Below are 19,695 nucleotides of genomic sequence, written 5' to 3' on the forward strand. Positions count from 1 at the left end.
GCCACCCAAAAAGGGTATTTAACAGATTATATCTTGGGTAGATAAAATATTTACTTTTAAATAACGACTAAAGTCGAAATTAAATCTACTATGCATGAATTACAAGCTTGCTAGAATGTAGCACTTAAATGGAAATGGGTTTGTGGGATGCAAAAAAATATTTCAAATACAATCTTTTATTCACTTATCTTTGCAATGGGTGGTGCGCCAACAATCGCACTGATGATTATTCAGGCACAAACAACAGACCAAGTATTGATTAATAATGCATTATTAGGCTTGAGTGTGATTATTGCGTGTATTTTAGTCCCGATTATTTTGCTTCAAAATGCGATTCTTTTTGCAAAACGTAAAAATGTCGAATTGAATGAAAAAATAAAACCATTAAGCCAAATATATTTGGTTTTAAATGTGATTTGCCTCATTTATTGGCTAATTGTGCAGTTTTTATAACAGAACACTTACATAAATCCTATGAATCTGTAACTTATTTTATATTATTGCACCCAAGTTATTGAATATAATCGCTTCATTGTAAAGTTCAACTTCTTTATGCGGAGAAAATTATAATGAAGAAAAAATTATTGCTCAGTTTGTGCGCTACAAGTGCTTTAGCAATTTCTGGTTGTACAACTGTTGCCGATATGGCAGGTGCTGATTCAGCGACTTTGAATATGAGTGCGGCTCAAGGTTTTAATAAAACTGTGCAAGAGGCGCGTAGTAAAAACACGCTAGACACTTCATCAGCAACGTATAAAAAGATTTACTCTGCTTTTGTTAAATTAAAACCGTATGCAGATCAAATGAACCAAACAGGGCAAAAGTTTGATTGGCAATTGGCAGTTTTAAAATCTGACACGGTCAATGCTTATGTAGCGCCAGGTGGTAAGGTTGTATTTTATACAGGTATTGTAAACAAATTAAACCTATCTGAGGCAGAAGTTGCCGCTGTGATGGGACACGAAATGACGCATGCTTTGGAAGAACATTCTAAGCAAAAGCTAGGTGCGCAAGCTTTAACAAATTTAGCTGTAGGCATTGGTAAATCGTATGCTGGAAGCCAAATTGGTGAGTTGGGTAATGCCGCAATTGATTTAGGCAGTCAAGTTGGTGTTGGTTTGCCATACTCACGTAGCTTAGAAAGCCGTGCTGACCAAGGTGGACTCATGATGATGGCGCGAGCAGGGTATAACCCTCAAGCTTCGATTACATTGTGGGAAAAAATGGCAAAACAAGGTGGAGCTCAAGGTTCTGCAATATTGTCAACGCATCCATCCGATGCGACGCGTATCAATGCAATGAAAAAGAATTTGCCAGCTGCGATGGCAGTTTATAATGCACGTGGCGGAAGATAATAGACAATTTGTCTAAGAACAAAAGGATGCGTAAGCATCCTTTTGTTTTTTAAAGCAAGTCGTCATTATCTGTAAAAATACTCAGCTGAATCGTTGATTTGCATTAAGGGGCTGGATTTGGCTGTTGTTGATGAATTGCGTTAATTTCCGTCAAAATTTCTTCAGACAAATCAATTTGAAATGCATTGATATTTTCTTTTAACTGATCCATGGTTGTTGCGCCAATAATTGTACTGTCTACAAAAAATTGTTGTTTAATAAAAGCTAACGCCAATTGAGTTAAGCTTAATCCATGTTTTTCTGCGAGTAAGGCATACTGTTCAGTCGCCCATTCACTTTGTGGATTGGTATAACGACTAAAACGTGAAAATAATGTAATTCGTCCATCAGCAGGGCGTGCACCATGACGGTATTTTCCAGTTAAAAAGCCAAATGCAAGAGGCGAGTAAGCCAATAAGCCTACATTTTCATATTGTGCAATTTCAGCCATACCAACCTCATAACTACGATTGAGTAAATTGTAGGGGTTTTGCACACTGACGACTTTTTCTAAACCCAGCTGTTCCGCTAAATGTAGAAATTTCATTGTTCCCCAAGGCGTTTCATTGGACAGCCCGATATGGCGAATACGTCCCTTTTTAACTTCATCAGAAAGTGCGGTTAGGGTTTCTTCAAGCGGGGTAATGTCCTGTGTAAGTGCTGCATGTTGATTGGTATAGCCTAATGCGCCAAAGAAGTTGGTAGAACGTTGAGGCCAGTGCAGTTGATACAGATCGACATAATCCGTCTGTAAACGCTTTAGAGAAGAATCTAGCGCAGATTCTATTTCAGACTTGATGAACTTGGTATGACCATCACGGATATGACTGCCACCTTGCTGTGGGCCTGCGATTTTAGTTGCTAAAATCAGTTTGTCTCGTTGTCCATTCTGAGCAATCCAATTTCCAATAATGGTTTCTGTTGAACCTTGGGTTTCTGGTTTGGGTGGAACGGGATACATTTCTGCGGTATCCCAGAAATGGAGGTCATGATCAAGTGCATAAGCCAATTGCTCAAAGGCTTGATTTTGATCATTCTGCTCACCAAACGTCATTGTCCCTAGACAAATTTCTGGAACGATAAGATCAGATTGCCCTAAACGATTCGATTTCATTGCACATCCTTAGAATAATAAAAAATGTTGGATCATTGCTATAGATTCATCATAGCTTAAATAGGGGTGTATCAGTGATTTTAAGAAAGGATGTTTATTCTCTATATATGATAAATTTGTTAAAAATTCTGATATGGGGAAAGTTAAATTAAAAAAACAAAGTTAAAAAAAGCAAACGCGAAGGTTTGCTTTTAATATGATTTTAGCTGCCAGAGAAGGATGATGTTTATCCCAAATGAATAAACATTCAATAAAGGGATTTTAATTCTCAAGCTGGCCGAAATGCTTTATTCATCATCATGATCAGCATCGTCTTCAGAAAAAGCTGATTCTTCTAAAGATACATCAAAAATAAGGATTGCTTTACCATCTGTTTCAATCATGCCTTGTTCTTCAAGCGTTTTAAGAACACGACCGACCATTTCACGAGAGCAACCGACAATACGTCCAATTTCTTGGCGAGTAATACGGATTTGACGACCATTTGGCAAAATCATTGCTTCAGGCTGTGATGAAAGGTCAATTAAACAACGTGCAATACGACCAGATACGTCTATAAACGCTAAATCTGTGACTTTACGTGTTGTATTTTTTAAACGGCGAACAAGCTGTGCAAATACAGCATAGCTTAAGTCAGGATATTGTTTGCTAATTTCGTGGAAATTGTCATAAGAAATTTCAGCAATTTCACATACGTCACGGGTTCTAACTTCCGCAGTACGTTGAGGATTTTGCTCAAATAAACCCATTTCCCCAAAAAAATCCCCAGGGTTCAAATATGCAACAACAATTTCACGCTCATCATCTTCACGTAAAATAATTGAAACTGAACCTTTTAAAATTAAATACAGCGATTTTGACTCAGAACCTGCATCGATAATTGTAGATCGTTTTGGAAAACGATTGATGTGAGCTCTTTTGAGTAAAGCTTTGACTGACTCAGGTAACTGACCAGGAGACAAAGCATCTGTACTAAGTTGTGCAAAATTAGAAGGCATGCTTAAAAATTCCGAATTGGATAATAACTAGATCTTTTGATCTAAATTGAACTCGTCACGTAGAAGCAGTAGAGATGAAATTCCTTATCAACTCATTTTATGCTAGTGTACAGGTACCCTGTAAATTTATAGCTTTTTTTAGGTAGTTGCAATGCAAACTAGCGTTCATTGGTTAGAGAATGTTGCTTTTGAAGCAAAATCGGAGAGTGGTCACCAAATCGTAATGGATGGCTCTGCTGAATATGGCGGTGAAAACCGTGGTCCACGTCCTATGGAGTTAATACTAATGGGACTTGGTGGTTGTGCTTCGTTTGATATTGTGACTATTTTGAAGAAATCACGCCAAGACGTGACCGATGTTGTATGTCAACTTAAAGCAGAAAGAGCAGACACGATTCCAGCTGTGTTCACAAAAATACATTTACATTTTGTGGTAACAGGTCGAGATGTTAAGGAAAAACAAGTCGCTAAGGCCGTTGAGCTGTCTGCTGAGAAGTATTGTTCTGCAAGTAAAATGCTTTCTGACGGTGGTGTGGAAATTACCCACGATTTCGAAATTATTGCGTTATAATTTAGCACAGAATTTTTTTCAAAAAGCCAATATCAATATTGGCTTTTTTTATGTTTTTTAGATTTAAAAATAATGACTGGGCAGACATTATTTTTTGAAATATAAATTATTACAAAATGTGTCTAAAATCTTAAAAAGCATTTTTATGGCTGATTTTTCACGCTAACTTAATTATTTTTAAACTCATTTTGTATAATTTGTCTGCATTTTTCTTTATTTACGTTGTTATTTTTCTTAATAGAGCTAAAGGCATTTGATGCCGAGCTTAACAATGAATGCTCGCTTGTGATCTTGTGGCGGTCGTTTTTACTCAAAGTAATGGCGGATTTTTTTGGGTGAACTATTTGTCGAGACACTAAAGGTTGAAAGCTGTCAATTCATAACAGATACAGAAGAACATGATTTGTACTTATGAGTTGTTTGAAAATATACAAAATGAATTTTGGAATGATAAAGCTAGAAATATTTAGACTATAAATAATATGAAAAAGATATTAATGGCTAAGGTCGAATTAAATACAAGAATATGTTTTTAGACTGAAACTATTTTTGAGTTTAATTTGAATTAAAAGAGAATTTGAGAAAGGCTTTAAACCTTTCTCGGTGTTGAAATTCACACTACTCAATGATTAAATTTAGTATGTGGTGATAATGACATCGGCAGGGTGTTCAACTCCTTCCATACTTTGTACCGCATGATTGGTAATTTTAACAATCGGCCAAGTCATTAATTTACAGTTTTGACGTTGTAAGGCTGTGTAATAAGTATCTGATTTGAGGAAAACTTTATGTTCATCTGCTGAGTTGGGCATCAGTTGGCGTTTTAACCATTGTTCTTGCACTTGTGAATCTAGGTATCGGATCGCTAACAAAGATTTTACGCGATTATTAAACAAACGACGATTTTTGATGATCAGTGGATGAGAAATTAATCGATGAATCCCTTTTTCAGTTTGTGGTAGAACAAAAGCAGGCTTAATTTGAAAGACTTTAACGGATGTTGCATGTTGTGTAATTAAGTCTAAATGAGTCGCAGTAGATTGATTTGCACCAATAATAGCAACATTTAGACCTGTAAAATTTGATTGTTTAATTTCATTCGCAGAAATAATTGTCCCAGTATAATTTTTAAAAAACTCTGCTGTATTTTGAAAAAAACCGTCCCTTTGGCTTTTTTTCTTGCTGTGCATATCAATATCCTTTTTGTTTTATTTTCAAAGCTCTTGGCTTTGATATTCATTCATATAACTAAACTTAGAATCGTTGGTAAAGCTCTTTTTGAAATCTGATCAGTCATTTTCGTTGTAATCATGATGGTTTGAAGATTTGTATAAATCAGTTGGCGCGGACTGATTACAAAATTTGTTTAATGATAAAAAATAACTGTCTATAAATTCACCTAGATTATATGGTTTTGTCATTGGTTTTGCTTAACTATAATGTTGTTATAGTCTTGTTGTTATAGCCGATGCAAATATAAAACCAAATAAAATTATGGATTTAGGTGGACAATTTATAAATTGTAATAAAAAAAGACCTACAGCAAGCTTTAGGTCTTTTGTATGGATTAACCACTCAATAACGAAATTTAAAACTGATCATCTTTTGCGTCAGCTTCTTTCATGTCTAATTGATTTATTCTTTGATTCATTTCTAAATTGTTGTGGTCATTATGATTTTTTAAATATTCTAAATCTCGAATATTCTTTTGAACCGCAACAGCACCAAATAAGCTGAGTAAAAAGGCCATGATATAAAAGCCTTTTTCACTGAGTGCCATGCTGGCATTCCATAAACCTAAGGCCAATAACACCACGCAGATGACGACAGAGGCCCAACATAGCCCATAATAAATTGCAGTGACTTGTTGGCCTTCGAGTTTATCACGGACGATTTTTTGTAAGGAAACAGCAGAAAATAACCCGTATAAAATTAGGATTAAGTAATAACCTTTTTCATTCAATGCCAATTGTGCGTTGAATAAGCCTATACAATAAGCTGCTGCACCTGCCAGTAATGCAACCCAACTTACTGCAATAAAAGCAGGTGTTGGTTTGTTGATATAGTGATTCATTGTTCTTCCTTATTGATTTTACTGGTTTTTATATGGCTATTATGCCTACATCAAAATAGATGGCAAAGCACTTCATGATTGTTGAATTGTAAAGCGTGAAAATAAATAGGTATAAATTTTTATTATTTTAATAAAGTTATTTAAAATCAATATTGTATAAGTTTATTCAAATGCACGTTAAAAAAAACCAAAATGAAACTTAGCATTTCATTTTGGTAAAGAGGAAAAGTCGTTTAAAAAATTATTTTTTTAAATCCATCAATAAACTAAAGTTTTCTAAACGTTTATCTGTATCGTAAATATCACAAGTAAAAATAAACTCATCAACTTGGTATTTCTCTAACAGCGGTTCCAAACCTTTCTTTACTGTTTCAGGCGAACCGATTTGCGCCATTGCAAGAAAGTTTTGTACGGCCATTTTTTCAGAAACTGACCAGCGACCTTCCATACTATCGATCGGTGCTTTGAGTTTTAGACTTTGACCTGTCAATAAAGCTAAAATTCGTTGATAAACACTGGTCGCTAAATATTCAGCTTCTTCATCGGTGGATGCAACAACAGTTGGAACACCCATCGAAACATAAGGTTTGTCTAAATATTCAGAGGGTTGGAAATTGTCACGATACAATTGAATGGCTTGCTCTAACATGCGTGGTGCAAAATGAGAGGCGAATGAGTAGGGAAGCCCTAAACGTGCAGCAAGCTGTGCACTAAATAAGCTTGAACCTAATAACCAAACTGGAACGTGTGTACCCTGACCTGGTGTTGCCTTGATTCTTTGGTGAGGTTGAGCATCGGCAAAATAGCTCAGTATTTCCAAAACATCTTGAGGAAATTGCTCTTCAGTTTCTTGGTGTCCGCGTCTTAAGGCACGCATGGTTGTCGGATCAGTTCCAGGCGCGCGACCTAAACCGAGTTCGATACGGTTTGGATAAAGTGTTGCCAATGTCCCGAATTGCTCCGCAACAACCAGAGGAGCATGATTAGGTAGCATAATACCACCAGAACCTAAACGAATTTTTTGGGTATTTGCCAGTATATAACCGAGTAATACCGCAGTTGCTGAGCTTGCGATTCCATCCATATTATGGTGTTCTGCAAGCCACAAACGTTCATAACCAAGCTTCTCAGCATGTTGAGCCAATGCTAAAGCATGCTTCAATGAGAATTCGGCATTTTGATCTTCACGAACAGGTGCAAGTTCAAGAATAGAAAATTTCGTATCTTTTAACTGAGTATCTGTTAAAGTGGGCATAGTCGGACTCTAAACCTGAATGTATTTTATATCGATATAATACGATATAAAAAATATGATGTATATCGAATAATTTCGATATATTGTAATAATTAGTGTACTTATCATGTAAAAAAGCACCCGTAGGTGCTTTGATCGTTGTTACTTAGCTTTCTTAAACATAAAACAGGATTAACGTTTTTTGTTTTTGTACCAGCCATAATGGTTGCCATTGTCATGGCGATAATTACGGTCATTATAACGGTAACTGTTATTACGATAGCCTTTACTATTATAACGGCGGTCGTAACGATCATCGTAGCGACGGTCATAACGGTCATCATATCTGTCGTCATAACGATCATCGTATCGGTTATCAGCGCTGACTTTTTTACCAAGCGCTGCGCCACCTGCAGCACCAAGTCCTGCACCTACATAACCACCTGTTGATGTACCTGTTACATTTTTACCTACGGTATAACCGCCTGCGCCGCCAAGCGCACCACCAATAATTGCACCATTACGGTCTCTTTTATTGGCTGCAGCCCCAGCACCTGCACCACCGCCGATTGCTGAACCGATCATTGCACCTGTTGACCCACCCATTTGTTGCCCAATCGCTGCACCCACAACACCACCAAGGGCAGAAGTTAAAGCGACGCGACTCGAATTATCGGCATGTGCTGTCGTCATCATTGTGGCTGCAATTACAGTTGCACCAAGAATTGCTTGTAATTTCATATCAAACTCCTTGTCGAAGCTTCTTCGTTTTATTGAACTTGAGTTTAGAATATAGAAATATGTTGCAATAATTATGGATAGCAAGGTAATTAGATTTGTCGTTTAGTGTCTGGATTGTATTTTTCTCTCTTTAATTTCTACATGATTGGGTTTTTGCTAACCCAAATTTTTGAAATGTATTAGAAATGTTTTAATTTTAAAACAAATATCAAGAAAACTTATCCTCATTATTGTTTATGAATTTGTTTAAATTTTATTATTAATCAATTGCGTGTTTGAATAAAAAGCGTGAAAAATCTAGGTGTTGAGTTGAATGCATCATGGCGGTTAAGTAGACATCTTTGTGATTGTTAACTAAAGTTGTGCTTTATTTTTAAATTAAAATAACTAAACAATAAGGTAGCATAATGATGAAATATTATATTTGTATGGGTGATCGAACCACTGGTGGTGGTGTCGTTGTAGAGGGTAATGTTAGAACAATTATTATGGGGCGACCTGTCGCAAGTATGGGGATGAAGGTCATGTGCTGTAATGCTCTTCAAAAGATTCAACAAGGTTGGGCAGGGCATCTCGATCACGGAAGTCAGATTGCTTATCATGGTTGTGTGCTCAGTTGCGGTCATCAAGTGATTTCAAGTCAAAACTTGATGGGATGGTCAGATGGCAGCAGTGAAACCACAATTCCAGAACAGCTCACTGCAACAGCGCAAAAATACCATGAGTTTTTTACGTTGTTGGATAATGATAATCAGCCTATAGCCAATCAAAAGTATCGATTATCCGCTGGAGATGGCTCGGTGATAGAAGGTTATACCAATGAGCAAGGTCAAACTGAGCATCTTTGGACACATGAAAAACTCCCTGTAAATCTGCAAATACTTGATGATGAAGAGGAACCTGAATTTGACCAATACCATATAACTGACTTGTAAATAAGGAAAATAAAAATGGCAGGTCGTAATACAGTTGGTTCAGGTTCTAACAGTCCGAATAAGACCAAACCCTCAGAAACAAAAACCATGACCAAAAGCGCGAAGATAAAACTAGAAACAGGAACTAACAAAAGCTACTTATGTGCGCATATTTGTGCTGCTAGTAAAGCGCCTAAAATCGGTAATATTGGACAAAGTCTTTATCAGCAGACCGTCACCAAAGCTATTCGTAAAGAAGCAGATTTAAATTTTGGGGTATGGGCATATTTAGCCGAAGTTGGCTATAACATGAGACTACACCCTCCTAAACCGTTAATGAGCGCAGATCCTCCACGAATGCATAGACCTTCTTCATTTCCTCTTGGTGCAGCAAAAGAACAGATTGAAAACTTAACCAAAGGAGACTTTCGTATTCCTGATGTTACGATTTTAGCCATTAAAGCTGCTGAAATTATTGAAATGCGCATGTCTGGAACTATAGATTGGAAACGTTTTTATCCCAAAGGAAAAAATATAGAACGTCTTGTCGAAATTAAGTTCGGAAAGGATAAATGGGGCAAAGGGCAACTCGAAGCATATAAAATTATAGCTCCAAAAAGGGTAAGAGAAGTATCGGATAAAGATTGTAGTTGTAGTACTCGGAAACCGCCAAGTGGAGGGATAAAAATTCCAGTCTATCCTCCAATTAAAAATCCAACACCTTATAAAAATGCAACATTTCGTCCTGCCAATACGGGTTTAACGGCTAAGAAAGGTATTCCCAGTATGTTGGGGGGGCTAGGCAAACTGCTTGCACCACCATCACCACAAGTACAGTTTTATCGCAAATATGTTCCCTTACAAGAGTATCAAAGTCTGATGATTCCAATTACTGCCAGTGTTGGGATTGGAGGTGCTTTTATTTGTGGCACGGTGATCTTGGCAGGAGCCGCAGGTGGAGCAGTTGCGAGCGCAGGAGCAATAAGTGCTACAGAAGCTGTTGGTGGTGGAATATTGATTACAGGTTTTGCCACTTTGGCACATTCATAAGGCGAGAATAATAAGATGATTATTAAAAGTTATGAAGATTTAGATCCTTATTTTAAAGACTTTCAATGGGTTGAACATCGTAAAGATCAACCTGATTTATTTATTACAGGCGCAGAATTTCAAGCGCACTTTTTGTATTTTGCAGGGCATCGTCCTGAAAAGCGTCAAGCTTTAGCGGAATGTGTAGACGCTTATAATCAACACTTTGGAGAATATTTAACTTGGGGTGGCTATTATGATGATCATGGTGAAGGCCATTATGCTGACTTAGATGACCCTAAAATGCCTTCTATACGGCAGGTGATTACTCAAAAGTCCCATCCTGATGATCAAATTGAATGGTACTGTGCATCAGGAGAACAAAAAGAGGCACCTGAATATATGATTTCTGCTATGACGAATCGAGGTTGGGAAGGGCATAAACTTTTTTGTTCTGAAATTAAATTTTGTGTGCCAAATAAGTTGATTTTTGATCCTGAAATTAAAATAATTTTAATGCAGTTAATTCAGTTTTTTATTGATAAATTGGAGGTTTATTATGCTGTAGCAGGCTTTCAAAGTATTTTGCCTTATCGACCTATTGGAGTTGGCGATTATGCTTTAGCACAAGGTGAACGTTTTTTGGGGATTTATTTAGGTGCAGGTATAGATGAAAGAAATTTAATTCAGGATGGGATTAAAAGTATTGATTGGTTGACTTATTTAAGCAACACCTTGGTACAACGGATTTGTGAAGTAAAAACTTTTGCTAAATATTGTGAATTTTTTGATTTAAAACCTCAGCAACAAAAGCAAGGTTTTTTATTTCAACTGGAAGACTTTCCACAACTGGTGCCAAGCAATCTGCCTATTTTAACAAGTTATTATAATTTAAATAGAGCGCTGCGTCCTTTACGAAATGGTGCTTATTGGAATATTAGCCAAGATGTAGATAATCACTATAAGGTTTTAGATATTGATGAGAGTCGTAAATGGATTCGTCGTTTGGATGCACCTGATATTTTTCCTGATTGTGAACACTATGAAGAAAAAAAACCACGTAAACAGAATATTTACCTTGAGTCTGGGCGACCTTGTGAAATTGATGGCATTTATCGTTATGACGAACAAGTCGATTTAGATGGTCAACCTGTTTATGTAGGTTATGACGATCGTAATGATTATGAACCTAACGATCTCGATGATTATCGTCAACATGTGGTTTTGCTTAAAGGTGATATTGCACCTCGATTTTTAGAGTTTTATGACCATGCTGTTTTAAAACAAGCTAAAAAAATTAAATGGCACTTGGTTAGTGAGATTGTCAGGGTTGATAAATAATCAATTAAAGCTTAACTGCACTTATCTAGACGATGGATAAAGCAGTTTTCGACCTATTTTTCAAGTTAATAAGTGAATTTTAAAATGGAATACGTATTTACTATTTTTATTATATTCATCAGTTTCATCGTTACCAAATGTGAAGCCGTTTTTCACTCTTCAGAAATTTCACCAAACACTTCTATGACAGCAAAGGTAGCAAAAATGGGCAATTCAGATGAGATTTATTACCTACTTCAGGAAGCGCTTCCTGAGTTAAAAAAACAAGAGATTCCCCAAAATAGTCAAGAGTTTACAAATTTTCGTGATTGGTTAAATGAATACCATTCTTATATGCAATATGTAGAGATAAAAGAGTTTTATGACAATGGAATTTCAGATTCTGAAATTTTAAAAGATGCCCAAATAGATACGACAGCACTTGAGAAAAAAATAGGGCAAGACGTACAGCAAGTTTGGAAAGAATATGGTGATAAATACACAGAAGAAGATTTTGAAAAATTGAGTATCGACGAGCAATTTGATATTAAAATTGAACTAGATTATCAAGTTGAAAAAGCATTATTTAGTAATATTAAAAAAGTGGCAGAAGAAAAAAATTTAAAACTTTTTGTCGTCGTCAGAGAAAATCCCTATTGGTTTGTTTTACCTAATGATCCTGATAAAAATAAAAAAATTGTAGATGCTTTTAATTAAGTGTTTGCAGATGGTGGTGATACAAAATTACTTTTGTATTAACACGTGTATTTCATATTTAAGGGCTTTAAATTCAATTTTATAAACTCGTTGTTTTAAAGTGGTTTTAAAACATTGAAAGAAAGTTAAATGGCACTTGGTTAGTGAGATTATGCGTATTAAGCAAGATGAAGCATGATTCAATCAGAACAAGACATGCAAGCTTATTTTAAAAGTTTTCAATCGCACAAATAAAAAGCACCCGAAGGTGCTTTTGCATATTACATAACTTGCATATTACATAGCTTAGTGGTTATGACGATGGTGTTTTTTGTAGTACTTTTTATTGTACTTACGTTGATCTGCATGACGGTCTTCAGAAACTTTCTTACCTAAGACTGAACCACCTGCAGCACCAGCAGCAGCACCGATGTATCCACCTGTTGTTCCACCCATGCTCTTACCAACGCTATAGCCACCAACGCCACCCAAACCACCACCGATTGCAGCAGCAGTACGGTCATGTTTATTGGTTGCAGCGGCAGCACCGCCTGCACCACCAATAGCCGAACCAATCATTGCACCTGTGTTACCACCCATTTGTTTACCTACAGCAGTACCAACAACACTACCTAAAGCTGAGGTTGCTGCGATTCGAGTTGAGTTGTCTGCGTGGGCACTCATTGTAAACATAGATGAAACTGTCAATGCAGTCGTCATTAAGATCGTATTTAATTTCATATGTTTCTCCATGTCCTTTATTTGGACAGCTCTGTCTCTATTCGATGGAGGCAAATGTAACAAAAATATTTTCTGAGAAAATGGAGATGTATCTGCAATTTGATAGTGTTTGGTATCTGAATGTATGTTTTCTATTAATATTGACGGTTAAACGTGCAGATTTTCACTAAAAAGTACAAATCATGGAGAAAGTGTTTTTTATTTCCAGTGAAAAAACGGCTTGGCGTGGGTAAATGCAGTGCCTTGTGCAATAGTTGCTGTATTTAAAGGGCAGAATCGGTAAACTATGCACAACTATAGAATTTTCTTAGCTGATTCATGTTTATATCGGTTTATATAGATAGTCATCGCTAAGGCTTAGATTGAGAATGTATTTAAAATGAAAGAATCGTTACGTTTACGATTAGATCAACTTTGTGATCGACATGAAGAGTTAGAAGCATTATTGGCAGATGTCGAAGTGATTTTAGACAATAAGCGTTTTCGTAATTTGTCACGTGAACATAATGATTTAACTGAAATTACAGATGTTTGGAAAAAGTATAAACAAGCTGAAGATGATATAGAAACTGCCGAAGCGATGTTGTCAGATCCAGATTTTAAAGAAATGGCAGTCGAGGAAATTAAAGAGAATAAGGCTTTAATTGAACAACTCGAAGCTGAGTTGAATATTCTCATGATTCCTAAAGATCCGAATGATGCCAATTCGGCGTATTTGGAAGTTCGTGCAGGCACAGGTGGAGATGAAGCGGCCATTTTCTCAGGTGATTTATATCGTATGTATAGCAAATATGCTGAGTCTCAAGGCTGGCGTATTGAAGTTCTGTCTGAAAATGAAGGCGAACACGGTGGTTATAAGGAGATCATTTGCCTTGTTAGTGGTGAAGGGGTTTATGGTCGCTTAAAGTTTGAAAGTGGCGCACATCGTGTACAACGTGTCCCTGCGACTGAGTCACAAGGTCGTGTACATACTTCGGCATGTACCGTGGCAATTCTTCCTGAAGTTGATGTTGATACTACAGTAGAGATTAATCCTGCGGATTTACGTATTGATACTTATCGTGCATCAGGTGCAGGTGGTCAGCATATTAACAAAACAGATTCTGCTGTGCGTATTACCCATATTCCGACAGGAACTGTGGTTGAATGTCAGGATGAGCGTTCTCAACATAAAAACAAAGCGAAGGCACTGGCTTTATTGGCTTCTCGTTTGGAAAATGCGAAACGTGCTGCTGCAGATGCTGCCACCTCTGAAATGCGCCGTGATTTGGTGGGTTCGGGAGATCGTTCAGAACGTATCCGCACTTATAACTATCCGCAAGGTCGTATGACAGATCACCGTATTAACCTAACGTTGTATAAGTTGGATGCGGTGATGGAAGGAGATTTGACCGAGTTGTTAGATAGTTTACATCGTGAATATCAAGCGGATCAGCTAGCTCTTCTTGCACAGCAAAATGGTGGTTAATGAATATTGCACAGGCTTTAGCCTTACGTGGAGAAGTTGAGAGTTATGAGCGTCAAGAAAATGCTTGGCTACTTGAGCATATTTTAAAAATTGATGCTTTTGATTTATCACTCAAATCTGAACAAGAACTCACAGCCGAACAAGAGCAAGATTATGTGAATGGTTTAGCACGTATCGCAGCGGGTGAACCTTTGGCTTATGTGACTGGCTCTCAACCCTTTTGGACCTTAGATCTGACTGTGACTACAGATACTCTAGTGCCTCGTCCAGATACAGAAGTACTTGTTGAAACGGTATTGCGTCTTGATTTACCAGAAGATACGCGTGTTGTGGATTTAGGTACAGGTACGGGCGCAATTGCCTTATCACTTGCGAGTGAGCGTCCGAATTGGTCAGTGATCGCAACAGATATTTATGAACCGACTTTAGAAGTTGCTTTGCATAATGCAGAAAAGCATGATTTAACTCAGGTTAAATTCTTTTTAGGCAGTTGGTTTGATGCATTGAATCGTCAATATTTTGATGTGATCGTATCGAACCCGCCTTATATAGATGCTAAAGATCAGCATATGTTGAATTTAGCTTCTGAGCCTGAAAGAGCTTTGGTTGCAGACAAACAAGGTTTGGCAGATATTGAACATATTATCCAGCAGGGTAAAAAGTGGTTAGCTGCGCAAGGTTGGATTGTACTTGAACATGGCTATGATCAAGGTGAAGCGGTACGTAATATTTTTAAAGGTGCTGGTTTTAAAGAAGTCAGAACTGTAAAAGATTATGGTGGAAATGACCGTGTGACTTTAGGCTGTTGGATGTAATTTGATTTAAAATTTTACCTTTATCGTATTCAATAAAAAATAAAGCCTTGTGAATATATAGTTCACAAGGCTTTTTTATGAAACATCGCGTATAAAGCAAGCTAAATTAAACTGGATAGCCTTCTAAACTATCTGCAATATCCACTTGTTTTAAAGCGTTGGTTTCAAGTGCAAGACAAAGTGCTACGATTTTGGCTGTATCAGCGATGTTTTCTTGCTGCATCGCAAAACCTGTTTGAATTGCTTGTAGACGATCTTGATTGATATCAAGTGCTTGAGCAATTTCTTGAGCATTGTTGGTCGTGAAAAATTGATTAATCACGTTGTCAAAATCGTGATTAGAGGTGTTTAAGATCCCTTCGATAAGTTCATCGAGGTGTTCTGTTTGGGTTGAAAGGGAGTTGATAAAGTTTTGAACTAGGTTTTGATCGAGTACATCAATCATCTTAAGCATAGTATTGACCTAAAGGCTGATTAAAGGGGAGGAGTTACCGCAAAATGAGCAAAAGGGTTGCTCTGAATTGTGTGAAAATTACACCTATATTGCATAAAAATCAACCATATTAAGATCGGCTGTAATCATCGATAAGATATAAAAAATGAATTTTTATAAAAGTGGCATAAAAACAGTATGCTAATTAAAACTTAAAAAATGACTGAGCTGTTTAAATTACTTTGAGTTCGCGATAAGCCCCAGGACTTACACCTGTCCATTTTTTAAATGCGCGATGAAACGCGCTAGGTTCTTGAAAATTTAATTGCTCACTAATTTCTTGCAAGCTATGCGTAGATTTACACAGTAATTCAATTGCTAAATCTCGACGAATATCATTCTTGAGTTGTTGGTAACTGATTCCTTCACTTTTTAAACGTCGTTGAATAGTTGCTTCTGAAATATTGAGTTGTTGTGCTAATTCATTGAGTTCATACCAATCGACAGGGGCGAGAGATAATAATTGTTTACGAATCATTGAGCTTAATGCATGAGGATTTTTAAAGCGGATTAATAAATTTTCTGGTGTATTTTGAATAAATGTATACCAAGATTTTTTGTCACGTTTTATCGCAATATTCAAATAATTAGCATCAAATTGCAGATAATTCTTATCCGCTTGGTAGCTAATTTTTTCACAAAAACGTACTCGATAATCTAGATCATCTATAGGTTGTACGCATTTCAATTGGATACGATTAATTAAAATACGCTGATCTGCTAACCAACACATAAGGCTATGAATCAGCATGAAATAAGTTGCATAGCAAAACATACGCTTGGTTTGTAATTTATCTGTAATGACAATGTAGGCATAATTTTCATCAATAATCAATTTGCCGTGGAAATCATCCAAAATAAAATTTAAATATTGCAAAATTTGTTCAATGGCACTGCGTAAGGTATCTGCATGCATCACCATTTTGGAGAGTAATTTATAGCTACCACGACGCATTGGATGAGTGTCCATACCAAAGAATTCATCATTCATTTGATTGGCGATTTCAGTCCATAATTTTGCATAAGCTGAAACAGAAATCCGTGCTTTCGCAGACTGAAATAATTCAAGCGGAATTTCGGCTTTGGAGAGTATTTGCTGAAGGTTAAAGCCTTTCTGTTTCGCATTGAATAATGCTTCATGTACCAGTGCGATTGAAATGGTGCCTTTGTTTTCACTGAGCAGTTGATTATTCACATCCTATTCCATTATTTTGTGAAATGCTTGGGGCAAAGCCATTTGAAATTATCCAAATCCATCATAAAGGATGCAACTTTTGGAAATTGTACTCAAGCATGACTCGGTTTACTCTGCATCTTAAGTCTAATTAGATTTATTTTAAACGTATTGATTCAAACAATTAATAGGAATACAGGATGAAAATTGAAGGAAAAGTTTTTGTTGTGACAGGTGGTGCATCAGGTCTTGGTGCTGCCACTGCAACACATTTGGTTGAGAATGGTGCAAAAGTGATCATGGTTGATATGAATCAAGCACTTGGTGATGAAATGCAGCAACGTTTAGGTGAAAAATCTAAATTTGTAGCATTAGATGTAACAGATGAAGCTGCAGTAGCACAGTTTTTTAAAAATGTAGAACAAGAATATGGTCAATTGAATGGTTTGATCAATTGCGCAGGCATTGGGCCATCTGCAAAAGTTTTGGGTAAAAATGGTATTCATGCACTTGATGCATTTCAAAAAGTATTAGATATCAATGTGTCTGGTACATTTAACATGTTGCGTTATGCAGCAGATGTGATTTCTCGTTATGAATTAAAGGCAGGTGAAGAAGATCGTGGCGTTATCGTTAATACAGCCTCTGTTGCTGCTTTTGATGGTCAGATTGGACAAGCTGCGTATGCAGCATCAAAAGGTGCTGTGGTTGCGATGACTTTACCTTTAGCACGTGAGCTTGCTCAACATGCAATACGTGTGATGACGATTGCACCAGGAATCATGGAAACACCGATGTTAAAAAGTCTGCCTGAAAAAGTACAGGATGCTTTAGGTGCAATGGTGCCATTTCCACCGCGTTTGGCTAAACCAGAAGAGTTTGCTCATTTGGTGGGGCATATTTGTGAAAACAGTTATTTAAATGGTGAAACCATTCGTTTAGATGGTGCAATTCGTATGCAGCCTAAATAATTGCTGAATATTCACAGATCAAACTTGCTAAATCCTAAATAACGTTAGATTTAGGATTTAGCTAATGATCTTTAAAATTCTAATTTCAAATCAATATTTATCTGACTTTCAATATGTGAATAGCGCATATTGTCGAAGCTATGCTTTGATCTTATTTACAAATATTTTATATCGCAGCCTGTTTAAATTTGCTGAGGAAGGATGCTCACATGATTCTAAATGAACAACAAAAAATGGTTCAGGAAATGATGCGAAATTATTCGCAGAATAAATTAAAACCAACAGCAGCAGAGCGTGACAAAACATCAAGATTTCCTGCTGAGGAGCTTAAGGAATTAGGCGAGCTGGGTGCTTTAGGCATGACCGTTGCTGAGCAATGGGGCGGTGCAGGCTTAGATTATATTTCACTGGTTGCTGCAATTGAAGAAATTGCAGCAGGTGATGGCGCAATCTCAACTATTGTCAGTGTACAGAATTCATTACCCTGCGGCATTATTCAAAAATATGGTACAGCGCAACATAAGCAAGATTATTTAAGTAAACTTGCTACAGGTGAATGGCTAGGATGCTTTTGTTTAACTGAACCTCAAGCGGGTTCAGATGCAGGCGCATTGTTATGTAAAGCAGAACGTGATGGTGATTCATGGATCATTAATGGTACCAAGCAATTCATTACCACAGGGCAACATGCTCAACTTGCGATTGTTTTTGCAATTACAGATAAAGCCGCAGGTAAAAAAGGGATTTCGTGTTTTATTGTACCAACGAATACAGAGGGTTATATCGTTTCTCGTATAGAAGAAAAAATGGGACAACATTGTTCAGATACAGCAACAATTGTCTTTGAAAATTGCCGCATTCCAGCTGAAAATATACTGGGTAATGAAGGTGAAGGATACAAAATTGCTTTGTCTAATCTTGAGTCAGGGCGTATTGGTATTGCTTCGCAGTGTGTCGGTATGGCACGTGCAGCTTTAGATGCCGCCGTTGAATATGCCAATCAACGTAAATCATTTGGTGTCGAATTGGTGCAACATCAAGCCGTTGCCTTTCGACTGGCAGATATGGCAACTCAAATCGAAGCAGCACGACAATTGATTTATCATGCTGCAAGTTTAAAAGATGCAAATTTACCGTGCCTTAAAGAAGCCTCAATGGCCAAACTTTTTGCTTCTGAAATCGCAGAGAAAGTATGCTCAGATGCTATTCAAATTCATGGTGGATATGGCTATGTTTCTGATTTCCCAGTAGAACGTATTTATCGAGATGTACGTGTCAGCCAAATTTATGAAGGTGCTTCTGATATTCAGCGTTTGGTGATTGCAAGAGCTGTGATTAATAACTGAACATTTTTATTGAATAAATAACGTCAGTTCGGGATAAACTTTAATGTAAGTTATTGAAAAGATAGATCAGGCACAACGGAGTCTTACCGTTTAAAGTCAAAAGCAAGGATTAACCCACTTCGTCTTGCACTTCGCTTGAAATATATTTCAACCTTGTTCAGGTTCGACCTGAGAGGTACTACCTCGCAAGGCTTTCGGGATGAGTGGCATTGCCACGCAAGGGCAAAACCATTTGTCAGTCGCCAACTCGACAGATACTATCAAGTACCTAATATATTGCAAAAACAGTATATTGCAGATCTTGCGGAATATATTCCTCATGCCTCGAACAATGCGACTGACGTTTCCGCGTATCATATAGTTGGGAACATATCTTATCTCGAACTCAGGTTAAATAAACCCATCAAAATCCAAAGATCAGCGCTAGGCTGATCTTTTTTTGTGCCAAATAATGAGTGTTCAAAAGCTGCAATACGATTGAGGTCTTTGGAAATTGTGCGCAAAATCTAAACATGGTTATCTATAGTGAATGCAACACAAGCTGAATCAATCAGCATTTTGAATAAAAGCCAAAAGTAAAATATGGAATCGCAAATCAAGAC

Annotated in this window: 20 protein-coding genes; 11 read left to right on the forward strand and 9 right to left on the reverse strand. The window is 37.0% G+C overall.

Features of this window, described 5'->3' with window-relative positions; translation table 11 throughout:
* Window positions 1-147: 147 nt before the first annotated feature.
* Both ACY45D_RS08060 and ACY45D_RS08065 read left to right on the forward strand, forming a co-directional pair.
* Window positions 148-453: a hypothetical protein gene (locus tag ACY45D_RS08060; RefSeq protein WP_463109220.1), complete on the forward strand. Its 306-nt coding sequence runs from the start codon at window positions 148-150 to the stop codon at window positions 451-453.
* Window positions 454-569: 116 nt separating this feature from the next.
* Window positions 570-1,355 carry a M48 family metallopeptidase gene (locus ACY45D_RS08065; RefSeq protein WP_463109221.1) on the forward strand — a complete coding sequence of 262 codons (786 nt, stop codon included), beginning with the start codon at window positions 570-572 and terminating at the stop codon, window positions 1,353-1,355.
* Between the two features lie 103 nt (window positions 1,356-1,458).
* Here ACY45D_RS08065 and ACY45D_RS08070 read toward each other — a convergent pair whose 3' ends face one another.
* Window positions 1,459-2,508, reverse strand: a complete 1,050-nt coding sequence (locus ACY45D_RS08070) for an NADP(H)-dependent aldo-keto reductase (RefSeq protein ID WP_463109222.1) — start codon at window positions 2,506-2,508, stop codon at window positions 1,459-1,461.
* Between the two features lie 287 nt (window positions 2,509-2,795).
* Entirely contained in the window at window positions 2,796-3,506 is a 711-nt protein-coding gene (gene crp / locus ACY45D_RS08075; protein WP_463109223.1) for a cAMP-activated global transcriptional regulator CRP, read from the reverse strand.
* A 151-nt stretch (window positions 3,507-3,657) separates the two neighbouring features.
* Here crp and ACY45D_RS08080 point away from each other — a divergent pair, with 151 nt between their 5' ends.
* Complete coding sequence (locus tag ACY45D_RS08080) at window positions 3,658-4,077, forward strand: OsmC family protein (protein ID WP_010111287.1); 420 nt, start codon at window positions 3,658-3,660, stop codon at window positions 4,075-4,077.
* A gap of 635 nt (window positions 4,078-4,712) precedes the next feature.
* Here ACY45D_RS08080 and ACY45D_RS08085 read toward each other — a convergent pair.
* The 4 genes from ACY45D_RS08085 to ACY45D_RS08100 all read right to left on the reverse strand — a co-directional run bounded on the left by ACY45D_RS08085 (window position 4,713) and on the right by ACY45D_RS08100 (window position 8,126).
* Window positions 4,713-5,267: a flavoprotein gene (locus ACY45D_RS08085; protein ID WP_463109224.1), complete on the reverse strand. Its 555-nt coding sequence runs from the start codon at window positions 5,265-5,267 to the stop codon at window positions 4,713-4,715.
* A gap of 398 nt (window positions 5,268-5,665) precedes the next feature.
* A complete protein-coding gene (gene yiaA, locus ACY45D_RS08090; RefSeq protein ID WP_463109225.1) occupies window positions 5,666-6,151 on the reverse strand; it encodes an inner membrane protein YiaA in 486 nt (161 codons plus the stop codon).
* 241 nt (window positions 6,152-6,392) lie between these two features.
* Window positions 6,393-7,406: an LLM class flavin-dependent oxidoreductase gene (locus tag ACY45D_RS08095; protein ID WP_463109226.1), complete on the reverse strand. Its 1,014-nt coding sequence runs from the start codon at window positions 7,404-7,406 to the stop codon at window positions 6,393-6,395.
* A 171-nt stretch (window positions 7,407-7,577) separates the two neighbouring features.
* Complete coding sequence (locus ACY45D_RS08100; RefSeq protein WP_463109227.1) at window positions 7,578-8,126, reverse strand: hypothetical protein; 549 nt, start codon at window positions 8,124-8,126, stop codon at window positions 7,578-7,580.
* Window positions 8,127-8,533: 407 nt separating this feature from the next.
* On the opposite strand from ACY45D_RS08100, the gene ACY45D_RS08105 reads away from it, so the two are divergent.
* From ACY45D_RS08105 to ACY45D_RS08120, 4 genes are all read left to right on the forward strand, one after another.
* Window positions 8,534-9,061 carry a PAAR domain-containing protein gene (locus tag ACY45D_RS08105; protein ID WP_463109228.1) on the forward strand — a complete coding sequence of 176 codons (528 nt, stop codon included), beginning with the start codon at window positions 8,534-8,536 and terminating at the stop codon, window positions 9,059-9,061.
* Between the two features lie 15 nt (window positions 9,062-9,076).
* A complete protein-coding gene (locus ACY45D_RS08110) occupies window positions 9,077-10,090 on the forward strand; it encodes a nuclease (protein WP_463109229.1) in 1,014 nt (337 codons plus the stop codon).
* A gap of 18 nt (window positions 10,091-10,108) precedes the next feature.
* Window positions 10,109-11,410, forward strand: a complete 1,302-nt coding sequence (locus ACY45D_RS08115; RefSeq protein ID WP_463109459.1) for a type VI immunity family protein — start codon at window positions 10,109-10,111, stop codon at window positions 11,408-11,410.
* 204 nt (window positions 11,411-11,614) lie between these two features.
* Window positions 11,615-12,106, forward strand: coding sequence for a hypothetical protein (locus ACY45D_RS08120; RefSeq protein WP_463109230.1), 492 nt, complete (start codon window positions 11,615-11,617; stop codon window positions 12,104-12,106).
* 285 nt (window positions 12,107-12,391) lie between these two features.
* Here the strand turns inward: ACY45D_RS08120 and ACY45D_RS08125 are convergent, their stop codons facing one another.
* The gene (locus ACY45D_RS08125) at window positions 12,392-12,826 is read right to left on the reverse strand and encodes a hypothetical protein (RefSeq protein ID WP_463109231.1); all 435 of its coding nucleotides are present in this window, start codon (window positions 12,824-12,826) and stop codon (window positions 12,392-12,394) included.
* Window positions 12,827-13,205: 379 nt separating this feature from the next.
* On the opposite strand from ACY45D_RS08125, the gene prfA reads away from it, so the two are divergent.
* Together prfA and prmC are read left to right on the forward strand one after the other, a co-directional pair.
* Window positions 13,206-14,294: a peptide chain release factor 1 gene (gene prfA / locus ACY45D_RS08130; protein WP_463109232.1), complete on the forward strand. Its 1,089-nt coding sequence runs from the start codon at window positions 13,206-13,208 to the stop codon at window positions 14,292-14,294.
* Window positions 14,294-15,109 carry a peptide chain release factor N(5)-glutamine methyltransferase gene (gene prmC, locus ACY45D_RS08135; RefSeq protein WP_463109233.1) on the forward strand — a complete coding sequence of 272 codons (816 nt, stop codon included), beginning with the start codon at window positions 14,294-14,296 and terminating at the stop codon, window positions 15,107-15,109. Before prfA ends, prmC begins: the two co-directional genes overlap by 1 nt.
* A 106-nt stretch (window positions 15,110-15,215) precedes the next feature.
* Here the strand turns inward: prmC and ACY45D_RS08140 are convergent, their stop codons facing one another.
* Both ACY45D_RS08140 and ACY45D_RS08145 read right to left on the reverse strand, forming a co-directional pair.
* Complete coding sequence (locus ACY45D_RS08140) at window positions 15,216-15,563, reverse strand: hypothetical protein (RefSeq protein WP_463109234.1); 348 nt, start codon at window positions 15,561-15,563, stop codon at window positions 15,216-15,218.
* 211 nt (window positions 15,564-15,774) lie between these two features.
* Window positions 15,775-16,797, reverse strand: coding sequence for a helix-turn-helix domain-containing protein (locus ACY45D_RS08145; RefSeq protein ID WP_463109235.1), 1,023 nt, complete (start codon window positions 16,795-16,797; stop codon window positions 15,775-15,777).
* Between the two features lie 179 nt (window positions 16,798-16,976).
* On the opposite strand from ACY45D_RS08145, the gene ACY45D_RS08150 reads away from it, so the two are divergent.
* Together ACY45D_RS08150 and ACY45D_RS08155 are read left to right on the forward strand one after the other, a co-directional pair.
* Window positions 16,977-17,747, forward strand: coding sequence for a 3-hydroxyacyl-CoA dehydrogenase (locus ACY45D_RS08150; protein WP_463109236.1), 771 nt, complete (start codon window positions 16,977-16,979; stop codon window positions 17,745-17,747).
* 209 nt (window positions 17,748-17,956) lie between these two features.
* Window positions 17,957-19,093 carry an acyl-CoA dehydrogenase family protein gene (locus ACY45D_RS08155; protein ID WP_463109237.1) on the forward strand — a complete coding sequence of 379 codons (1,137 nt, stop codon included), beginning with the start codon at window positions 17,957-17,959 and terminating at the stop codon, window positions 19,091-19,093.
* Window positions 19,094-19,695: the final 602 nt, after the last annotated feature.

It is taken from the genome of Acinetobacter sp. BZX-2 (genome assembly GCF_055179795.1).

What these genes read in the sequence shown, in the direction of transcription:
- ACY45D_RS08060 (WP_463109220.1), top strand. Translation starts at nt 148, where the DNA reads ATGCAAAAAAATATTTCAAATACAATCTTTTATTCACTTATCTTTGCA.
- ACY45D_RS08065 (WP_463109221.1), top strand. Translation starts at nt 570, where the DNA reads ATGAAGAAAAAATTATTGCTCAGTTTGTGCGCTACAAGTGCTTTAGCA.
- ACY45D_RS08070 (WP_463109222.1), bottom strand. Translation starts at nt 2,508, where the DNA reads ATGAAATCGAATCGTTTAGGGCAATCTGATCTTATCGTTCCAGAAATT.
- crp (WP_463109223.1), bottom strand. Translation starts at nt 3,506, where the DNA reads ATGCCTTCTAATTTTGCACAACTTAGTACAGATGCTTTGTCTCCTGGT.
- ACY45D_RS08080 (WP_010111287.1), top strand. Translation starts at nt 3,658, where the DNA reads ATGCAAACTAGCGTTCATTGGTTAGAGAATGTTGCTTTTGAAGCAAAA.
- ACY45D_RS08085 (WP_463109224.1), bottom strand. Translation starts at nt 5,267, where the DNA reads ATGCACAGCAAGAAAAAAAGCCAAAGGGACGGTTTTTTTCAAAATACA.
- yiaA (WP_463109225.1), bottom strand. Translation starts at nt 6,151, where the DNA reads ATGAATCACTATATCAACAAACCAACACCTGCTTTTATTGCAGTAAGT.
- ACY45D_RS08095 (WP_463109226.1), bottom strand. Translation starts at nt 7,406, where the DNA reads ATGCCCACTTTAACAGATACTCAGTTAAAAGATACGAAATTTTCTATT.
- ACY45D_RS08100 (WP_463109227.1), bottom strand. Translation starts at nt 8,126, where the DNA reads ATGAAATTACAAGCAATTCTTGGTGCAACTGTAATTGCAGCCACAATG.
- ACY45D_RS08105 (WP_463109228.1), top strand. Translation starts at nt 8,534, where the DNA reads ATGATGAAATATTATATTTGTATGGGTGATCGAACCACTGGTGGTGGT.
- ACY45D_RS08110 (WP_463109229.1), top strand. Translation starts at nt 9,077, where the DNA reads ATGGCAGGTCGTAATACAGTTGGTTCAGGTTCTAACAGTCCGAATAAG.
- ACY45D_RS08120 (WP_463109230.1), top strand. Translation starts at nt 11,615, where the DNA reads ATGGGCAATTCAGATGAGATTTATTACCTACTTCAGGAAGCGCTTCCT.
- ACY45D_RS08125 (WP_463109231.1), bottom strand. Translation starts at nt 12,826, where the DNA reads ATGAAATTAAATACGATCTTAATGACGACTGCATTGACAGTTTCATCT.
- prfA (WP_463109232.1), top strand. Translation starts at nt 13,206, where the DNA reads ATGAAAGAATCGTTACGTTTACGATTAGATCAACTTTGTGATCGACAT.
- prmC (WP_463109233.1), top strand. Translation starts at nt 14,294, where the DNA reads ATGAATATTGCACAGGCTTTAGCCTTACGTGGAGAAGTTGAGAGTTAT.
- ACY45D_RS08140 (WP_463109234.1), bottom strand. Translation starts at nt 15,563, where the DNA reads ATGCTTAAGATGATTGATGTACTCGATCAAAACCTAGTTCAAAACTTT.
- ACY45D_RS08150 (WP_463109236.1), top strand. Translation starts at nt 16,977, where the DNA reads ATGAAAATTGAAGGAAAAGTTTTTGTTGTGACAGGTGGTGCATCAGGT.
- ACY45D_RS08155 (WP_463109237.1), top strand. Translation starts at nt 17,957, where the DNA reads ATGATTCTAAATGAACAACAAAAAATGGTTCAGGAAATGATGCGAAAT.